Consider the following 9,727-nt stretch of genomic DNA (forward strand, 5'->3'; position numbering starts at 1 on the left):
CTGACTGAATAAATTCAATGGAAATAGCAGATTGTAGATATGCATCACCCAAAATACTTTTGATGCGATTCATTCGATCGGAACTTGTAAAGGCTGCTTGAAAATTCATTATTTCTTTGTCATTATGTTCAAGAGTAAACCCGATCGAAAAGTGACCAAGAGCAATCCGCTCAATTACCCGTTTGATATGCTGAAATTCCCTGGTGGGTGTTTTTAAAAATTTTCGTCTTGCTGGTATGTTATAGAAAAGATCTTGAATTTCTACTGTGCTCCCTGGAGGATGAGCTACAGGTATGGGTGAAGTAACACTTTCATATAGCTTACTAATATAATAGGCAAAATTTTCTTTGCGTTGCCTTGAGGTCAATTGTAATCGAGATACAGCTGCAATACTAGCTAATGCTTCACCTCGGAAGCCTAAAGTAATGATGTGCTGTAAATCTTCGGCATTTTTAATTTTACTTGTCGTGTACCGCTCAAGCGCTAAAGGTAAATCTTCGTAATGAATTCCCTTTCCATCATCCTGGACGCGAATTTGTTTTAAACCACCTTGGAGAATATCAATTTGAATTTGGGTTGCTTCAGCATCAATACTATTTTCAATTAATTCTTTAACCACAGAAGCAGGACGTTCAATTACTTCTCCAGCAGCAATTTGATTGGCAGTTTGATTACTTAGTCGATGAATGCGCATAGCTAAATTAATTCAATGTGCTTCTTTGAGAGAAGAGCTTAGCGGATTTTTAGAAAATTTGCTAGAAGAAATCACTGTTGTTATACCTAACAATAAGCTTAAATTTATTTAATTTTACTTAACTTTACTTATCTAGTTTATCTTTGAGCACTTTAATAAGCTCATTCTTTATGATAGGATGTGCTATTACATCATTCATTCTAAACATCCATCATTCATTCTAAACATCGAATCACGATTTATTCTTAATAAACTAAAAAATGAGTGCTTGCTTCAATAGAATATATTTCCTTGAAGATTCTTTCCAATGAATACACTGAACGAGTTTGAATCCATAATACATGTCAGGCAAAGATAATATCCATAAAAATCATATTGTAATTTTTTCATTTTTTGCTAATATATTTACTTAGCAAAAGAAGTAATATAGATTTAGTACCTAATCTTAATCCAACATATTTTAGAAAATTATTAATTAATTACATTATCTCTAACGAGGAGAATAGTTATTCAAAATTACTAATAGCTTTGTTGTATTATCTAAGTAAATGTAAAGTTTTTACTCATTAAAACTCATTCCTTGCTTATGATAATTGAAATGGAATAAAAATGTCTATAAATATGGAGATATTTGTTATTTCATTACTTAGCTGAAATACCTTTATTGCCTCAATAAGTTTTTTACAACAGACACGTTTAATTTGATACCCTCATTATATTTTTAATTATTTACCAAATTTACTTGATCGGAAATAATTAAAAATAAAAGAAAGATTAGATGTTTAACATTGATTCCTGTATTTTCACTGTAAAAAATAAATGTATTTTTTCAACGCTTCTATAGAAGAGAAAACCCATAGTCAATTAAATTGACAATATTTCTTTTCTATAAATTTTATCGTGATCATTGGTTCAGTAACGCTAATAAATTTTAACCTACTTGGAGCAATCCTATTAACTTATTTATCTTGCTTTATTATACTTAAAATAGTATTTAGCAAATGCTAACAAAGTTTATAGCGGATCATCAGTAAAATATCAAATTTACTTTGATTAGCACTTTTTCTGACAGCTTTTTGTATTATCTCATACTTTATTTAATTTATACCCAGAACAGCCGTACCATAATTTTGCTCTCCTAATATCCTTGTTGCCTATTTTACCTATATTTAATAAATTTCTTATTTTGATAAATGGGACAGCACCCTATCTTTAACTCAATAAATTTCTCCATCATAAGTAAGGTTTTGATAATTAATCCATACAGAGAGCTTTTTATTTTAAAATTGGATTTATTTTTACCACACACTTTAACATGTGGTCTCGTAACGAATCACGATCTTCTAAAAATTACTAAATTCATTCATTAACTGGGGGTTTAAATAAAGCGCTTGATAGATTTTTTTAAAAATATCTTCACAACAGGTAGGTAAGGTTCACATATAAGCAAGTATAAAAATTAAAAGAACGAATATATATAAATATTATAATGTATATTTATACTAACTCTATTAAATCAACAAAAATGGGTCCTAGTTTGTAAGTTCATAACTGCACAGACATAAAAAATATTCCTAGTCCCCAATTTGATTCCCAAACTCAATTTACGAATCAACCCTTCAATTTAAAACCAGATTTACCTATTTTGTATTATTTAATTTTTGAAATTAACCAAAATTTGAGTAGGATACAGATGATTAATTAGCTTTAATAAAACGGTTAAAGATACATTAAAACACTCAAAAATATTAGTGAAACGGTTTAGTTCTCGTGAAACCCTCTATAGAACAAGACACTTTTACTTTTGCTGACCCGTTGACTGAATTTGCATTTTACAAGCCAAGTTCCTTGTGGTGGACTATGGATGAAATAGGCCCGAATTCCTTGCATTAAAGCAGATGCAATACGTTGTTGATAAACTGGATTTAAAAGTTTATGCTCTTCATGAAAATTAGAAATAAAACCTGTTTCCACTAAAAGTGAGGGAATGTCTGGAGATTTCAATACCACGAAATCGGCTTGTTCCACATGACCATGGTGCAATCCCCCTACTTGATATAACGCATGAATGATCTCCTGTCCAATAATCAAGCTAGCATGAATCGTAGCAGTCTGAGATAAATTAATTAAAACGGATTTGAGCAAATTATTTTTATCGCTAAGATCTACCCCGCCCATCAATTCTGATTCATTTTCATGCTTAGCTAACCATCGCGCAGCTTCACTAGTTACCCCCCGTTGAGATAATGCAAATACAGTTGCCCCATGGGCATCAGAATTTTTATAAGCATCGGCATGAATAGCAATAAACATATCAGCTCGATATTGTCGAGCGATATCTAGTCGTTCTCGAAGCGTTAAATAATAATTTCCTTTCCGTGTTAAATAAGCTTTAAATCCCCGCTGCCGATTAATATCCTGTTGTAAATATCTAGAAATTTTTAATACAATATCTTTTTCATGAGCACCCCCCAAGCCTATTGCACCTGGATCACGTCCTCCATGCCCTGGATCAATTACTACAATTACTTCACGTGATCGATTAGGTAATGAGGAGAATTTAATTGGCGAAAAAGCCATCTTTTGAAAACATCTAATTTTTAAAGAAGAAGGCGCCTTATCAACAGAATTAAAATCAATTATCCACCGAGCATCTTTCCCAGGATATTTAGACTTCAATATAAATATTTTTATATTTACAGAACATTTTAAATCAAAAACAATCCGTAACTTATTTTTTTTACCAATTAGATAGCGAATTCTTTTAATAGGTGTATCCTTTAATGAAGATTGACTAAAAAGCTTAATTGCATGGAAATTTGGAAAATCAAAAACCAAGCGGTCTGGATGAGATAATTGAAAATAATGATAATAAAAGATTGAGCTAATTTGAAATACTAAGCGACAACTCAGTTTTTGAGAATAAATATCTAAGGCTATAATTTCATTTTGTTTAGAAATCCCACTTAAAGGTATAAGTAATAAAATAATTAAGAATAGCCAATATTTTCGCATAAGCCACCTTAACAATGCTTATTTAGTAGATATTTGGCAAGGAGTCTTCAGAGTAAAAATCATAATCAGTTAAATAGCCTCTAAGTTAAGAAAAAATTAAATACTAAATTTGACGATACGCTTTTTATCTCGAATATTAATCTTAATCCATAAAGTACGAAAAGGAAGAAATTTTTCAGACTTTTCAGGCCATTCTATCAATAGAATAGAATTATTTTTTAAATAATCACTTAAACCTAAATTTAAATACTCTTCAGGTTCTTCCAGACGATACAAATCTACATGAACAATCTCTACAGTCGATAATTTATAAATTTCTATTAAAGAATAGGTAGGACTTTTAACCAAGCCTCTATATCCGAGTCCTCGTAAAAATCCACGAACTAAAGTTGTTTTCCCAGAACCCAACTCTCCTGATAAATAAATAACACTCCCTTTTGGATAAAAATTTGCTATTTTTTGACCCAATAAAAGCATCTCTTTCTCACTCGAAATAATTTTAGGAGTAAAAGAAATAATCAAAAGGATCTATTTCCATTAGAATTGACCAAAGCACGTAAATGAGGGAATAGATCTGTAGCTAATAATCCTCTTTCCCCGCCTTCCTCAGCAGCACGATCTGCCGCCAGTGAGTGAATCAAAACTCCCACCTGAGCTGCCATCATGAAGCTTAATCGTTGAGCCAACAACCCACCAATGACACCACTTAAAATATCTCCCATACCACCGGTAGCCATACCAGGATTTCCTGCAGAACAAACAGAGATATCCTCTTCTCTTCCCTTAATTAAGGTTCCGGCTCCTTTTAAGACTACAACACCACAGTAACGGTTAGCCAATTTTCGAATCGCCTCAAATCGATTGCTTTGAATTTCGTGACAAGAAATATTCAATAATCGCGAAGCCTCACCAGGATGAGGAGTTAAGATCCAATCTTCTCGAAAGATAGGGCTTTCTGCCAATAAATTCAAACTATCAGCATCAAGCACCTTAGGAGTTCTACTAAGTAATACTTTATTTAATAAAGATTTTGCCCAATCTGATTTTCCTAATCCTGGCCCAATTACTACTACAGTGGCTGATTCAAGGAGACTCTCTAAGTCATCCGCCTCAGCTACTTGATAACACATTAATTCTGGTCGTGATCCACTTACAATCGGTAGATGCTCAGGACGAGTAGCAACAGTCACTAATCCCGCTCCTACTCGAGCAGCAGCTTCAGCCGCCATACGGACTGCCCCACCCATTCCATAATCTCCTCCGATTACTAATACATGCCCATAATTACCTTTATGAGCATCACGTTCACGTTGAAGAGGGAGAAAAGGTTGTACATAAGACCAATCCAATAATTGAGTATGTGTTTTTACTTGCTTGAATAAAGGATTAGGAAGACCCAATGAGGCTAATACAAGTTCACCACAATAAGATGGTGCTTGAACAGTATATAATCCTCGTTTCAATCCTATAAAAGTAATAGTTAAATCAGCTTTTACAGCCGTTACTTGTACTTCTCCCGTATCGGCGTTAACACCCGAGGGTACATCAACTGCTAGTACAGGTTCTACAGCCTCATTAATCGCTGTTATAATTTCAGTGTAGGGTGACTGGATTTCTCCCTTTAGACCCCTACCTAAAAGGGCATCTATAATCACCCCTCCTTCGAAAGAGGGGGTGGAAGGAAAGGGTTGAATTATAATACCTTGTTTTTTACAATCCTGAGCCGCTTGAGCAGCAGGACCTCGATACTCGGTAGGTTGGGCTAGAGCATAAACCGTCACCTTAAAACCTTGCTGATACGCCAAACGGGCGATAACCAATCCGTCACCAGCATTGTTCCCCTTTCCGCAACAAACTGTAATTTTTTTAAGACTGGGCCAACGTTTGATTAAGATTTTAAAAGCAGCCTCTCCAGCACGAACCATAAGCTCGTAAGCATCAATACCAAATTCGGCTGCCAATTGCTCTAATTCACAGATTTGGTGATTTTGATAGAGTGCGACCATTCATACCCCAGTTAAAATTAATCCCTATTCTATAACTAATTTTTCTTCTCAACTACAAAATTAATTTTACGCTCATTCAGGTCTACACCTACTACAACGACCCGTATCGGGTCACCCAGACGATAAGTTTGGCCGCTACGCTTCCCTCGCAATAAATAATGAATGGAATCATAATGATAGCAATCGTTCTCTAATGCTGTTACATGAACCAAACCTTCAACATAAATTTTGTCTAATTCTACAAAGACGCCAAATCCAGTAACATCCACAATATGGCCATCAAATGATTGTCCCACTTTATTCAGCATATACTCACATTTTAACCAATCCACCACATCTCGGGTAGCTCGATCCGCTCGTCGTTCCGACGTGGAGCAATGCTCACCTAAAACTGTTAACCTTCCTTCATTGTAAGGAAATTGCTTCACTGATTTTTTTTGCAACTGATGACAAATTCCTCGGTGAACAATTAAGTCAGGATAACGTCGAATGGGAGAAGTAAAATGACAATACCCTTCATAGGACAAACCGAAATGACCTAGATTCTCAGGAGTATAGATAGCTTGACGCAAAGAGCGTAACATAACGGTTTGTAGTAAGTGTGCATCAGAACGTTTTTTAATTCGAAGTAATAATTTTGCATAATCCATAGATGTTGGCTTATCACCGCCCGTTAATCTAAGTCCAAATGCCTGAAGAAATTTCTTAAGATCGTGTAATTTTTGTTTGTCCGGTCCTTCATGAACTCTATACAAGGTTGGAATATTTCCTTCTTTCAAAAAATTTGAAGCCGACATGTTAGCAATTAACATGCACTCTTCAATAATCTGATGTGCTTCATTACGAACCACTGGAATGATCCGTTTAATTTTACCCCTCTGATCAAATTCAATTCGAGTTTCGGGCGTATTGAATTCAATGCTCCCCCGTTTTATTCTCTGTGTTAATAATTTTTGATACAATCTATATAAATTTTTAATGTGGGGTATCATTTTTGAATTTTTAGTTTTTTCACCTCGCAACATGGCTGCTACTTGCTTGTACGTTAATCGAGCGTGAGAATGAATAACTGCTCGATAAAATCGATAAGTTTTTATTTTCCCCTCCAAGGAAATATGCATTTCACAAACGATAGCTAATCGATCTTGGTGAGGACAAAACGAACAAAGATTATTTGACAGTGCTTCTGGCAACATAGGTATCACTTTTCCCGGGAAATATACTGAATTACCCCGTGCTTCGGCTTCTTGATCTAAGGCACTACCTAATTTTACGTAATATGACACATCAGCAATAGCTACATAAAGCACAAACCCGTTTTTTGTCGATTTACAATAAACGGCGTCATCAAAATCCTTAGCTTCTTCCCCATCGATAGTTACTAATGCCAGATGGCGTAAATCATTTCGTCCTGATTTGTCGTGCTCTAGTACCTCAACAGATAACTGTTTTTCTTCTTGAAGTACTTCCGGAGGCCATTGATAAGGAAGCTCATAAGTACGAATAGCAAGTTCTACCTTCATGCCCGGAGTCAGGTGATCACCAAGAATTTCTATTATTCGTCCTAATGCTTGCCTTTGTTTACTCGGTTGTGCTATTATTTCAGCAACAACAAATTGGCCAGGTCGAGCTTTACCCTGCTGTCCGAAAGGAATTAAAATCTCTTGAGTGATTAGTTTATTATCTGGATCAATAAAAGCAATCCCACGTGCTTCAAAATAACGCCCTACAACTTGATGAGTATTTCGCTCCAATACTTCAACAATGGTCCCCTCACGTCTTCGCTCTCCTCGATTGATAAGGCGAACTAAAACCACATCATCCGTAAATACTATACGAATTTCTCTGGCTGGTAAGAAAATATCGTCCGAACCATTGTCAGGAATTAAAAATCCAAAACCATTTCGATGAACTTGAACACGCCCTCGGATTAATTCCATTTCTTGAGCTAAAGCATAATTACCACATCGATTTATGATAAGTTGTCCATCCCGAATCATTGCTACTAAGCGTCGATACAATCCCTCTTTTTCTTCTAATTTTTTTAACTCAAAAGCTGTTACTAAATATTTGAAACTAACCGGGCGATTGATTTCTTTGAAATACTGGAGAATAAGTTCTCTGCTGGGAACGGGATACTTATATAAAGACGCTTCCCTCTTATGATAGGGATCCTTTTTGCGATAGGGTTTAACCACTCTCTCCCCCTTTGAATTGACTTTTCGCGCATTAAATAATAACTCATCTATGATTATTATTGTAATTTCACAATAAACGTATAAAAGAAATTAATAAAAACTTAATGGTTTGTGACTTCTTTGATATCCTGTCGGGGGATGTGCACGCAATAGCATCATTCTCTCACCTAACATCCATAATTTGCTTTTTATCAAATCTTTATCAAATCATTAAAAATTAATATTAATTTAGTAAGACTTGATTTTTTGATCCTGCGTCTCCTTGTATCCTTATGTGATTACCTCTGCAGCATACTAAAAAAGCTAAATTCTTACGAGTTTATCATTCATATGACTGTGATACATTTAGGAGTAAATCAAATTTTATTGCATAAGCTCAATTTATTTTATAAGCTCAATATGCTAATAGCCCCTATTAAATAGGGCTACTAACTATTAAATAGCGATACTAACTATTATTAAATAGCGCTACTATTAAATAGCGTTTTATTGGACTATTATTTTATGTCTATTAGACTATTATATTATAAGTCCAATAACAAACTGCCTTACATTTATCACCACCATACTAATAACGCTCACCTTATAGCGATCAAAAATGTACTCCCAGAACTATGTTTTCCTGGTGTCATGAGAATTTGGACACACCGGGATATAGAGAGTAGGCGGAGCCCCCTGTGTGTTTTTAATTGATTCTCGCCATCTAGCCCCATATAGATACACTTAATACTACTATCTTTTGCAACTCTTATTAACTAATTTCACCCCGACATTAATATTTTTTGCTTACTTCATTAATCTAATTAAAGTAAAACCAGATTAAACTAGATTAATTTAGGTATATACTATATAAATATAGTAGTTAATAATAGCCAATATAAATTTAGAAAAAATCAAAGATTCAGAAATAAACATAGTAATACTTATTAATATCACAGATGGATCACAAAAATTTTTAACTAAGTAGAAAATAGAAGGTAAATAATAATAAATTTAGTCCCTATCATGAACATGATAGAGTATTTATGCTGACAATCATCACTCATACATTTCTTAAGTACGCTCTTGCTATCTTTTTAAAAGCAAATAATATCTAGATAACCATGGTCAATTTAATTTAATATGAGACCCCTGTCAAATAATCACAAAATTTAATTGTTGAAAATAGAAAAAGAGATGAGGTTAAGTACTAATATTCATATTAATATTAGTAGACAATGACACTAATCTCTAGAAGCAGTATTTATATAAATCTCACTCAAGTCATTAAAATTTGAATTAAATATTTAGCTTCACTATGAAATGATCTCATAACTTCAGCATCTAAAAATAGACTAAAATTTAATTTTAATTCACCATCAATAAAAATAAATCAGCCACTTTTAAGCAGTATCTACAATTTTCATTGGCGTTAAATAAATATCTTTAAAAGGACGAAATAGAACATAACAACAAACTGTACCGGCAGCACGGCCCACGTTTTAACCCCCCCTACTATAAACTACCTAAAACAATAACTGAAAATAGATGTTTAAAAGCTAAGTATTATATTATTTATTAGCTAAGTATATATATTATTAAGTTATGTTAATGAGTTTTGCTTTCAAAAAACTATTATGTTTCTTTTTAAGTTTTATCTCATTATGTAATGTATTAAGAGACTTGACGATTGAATAAATAACACTCTTTGATCTGTTTCAAGACCTAATTTTAAAATGGTATTAATATAAAAAAAGAAAAATAAATCCCTAGAATTAGAATAGTTAAAACAATATAATTCATAGGAGGAGATAATGTAAAAAAATACCTACTAA

The 9,727-nt window shown here is 33.6% G+C and carries 5 protein-coding genes; all 5 read right to left on the reverse strand.

Annotated features, from left to right (window positions below; translation table 11 throughout):
* Positions 1-694 (reverse strand): DNA mismatch repair endonuclease MutL (gene mutL / locus CLERM_RS02440; protein ID WP_145996293.1); only part of this gene is annotated, 694 nt, incomplete at its 3' end.
* 1,761 nt (positions 695-2,455) lie between these two features.
* Positions 2,456-3,709 (reverse strand): N-acetylmuramoyl-L-alanine amidase, encoded by a 1,254-nt coding sequence (locus CLERM_RS02445; protein WP_102157011.1) that lies wholly within the window; start codon positions 3,707-3,709, stop codon positions 2,456-2,458.
* Between the two features lie 96 nt (positions 3,710-3,805).
* Positions 3,806-4,231, reverse strand: a complete 426-nt coding sequence (gene tsaE, locus CLERM_RS02450; protein WP_241538086.1) for a tRNA (adenosine(37)-N6)-threonylcarbamoyltransferase complex ATPase subunit type 1 TsaE — start codon at positions 4,229-4,231, stop codon at positions 3,806-3,808.
* Positions 4,228-5,715 (reverse strand): NAD(P)H-hydrate dehydratase, encoded by a 1,488-nt coding sequence (locus CLERM_RS02455; protein WP_102157012.1) that lies wholly within the window; start codon positions 5,713-5,715, stop codon positions 4,228-4,230. Before CLERM_RS02455 ends, tsaE begins: the two co-directional genes overlap by 4 nt.
* 35 nt (positions 5,716-5,750) lie before the next feature.
* A complete protein-coding gene (gene rnr, locus CLERM_RS02460; RefSeq protein ID WP_102157013.1) occupies positions 5,751-7,913 on the reverse strand; it encodes a ribonuclease R in 2,163 nt (720 codons plus the stop codon).
* Between the last annotated feature and the right edge of the window lie 1,814 nt (positions 7,914-9,727).

The organism is Coxiella-like endosymbiont (genome assembly GCF_002871095.1).
In the GTDB taxonomy this organism is placed as follows: Bacteria; Pseudomonadota; Gammaproteobacteria; order Coxiellales; family Coxiellaceae; genus Coxiella.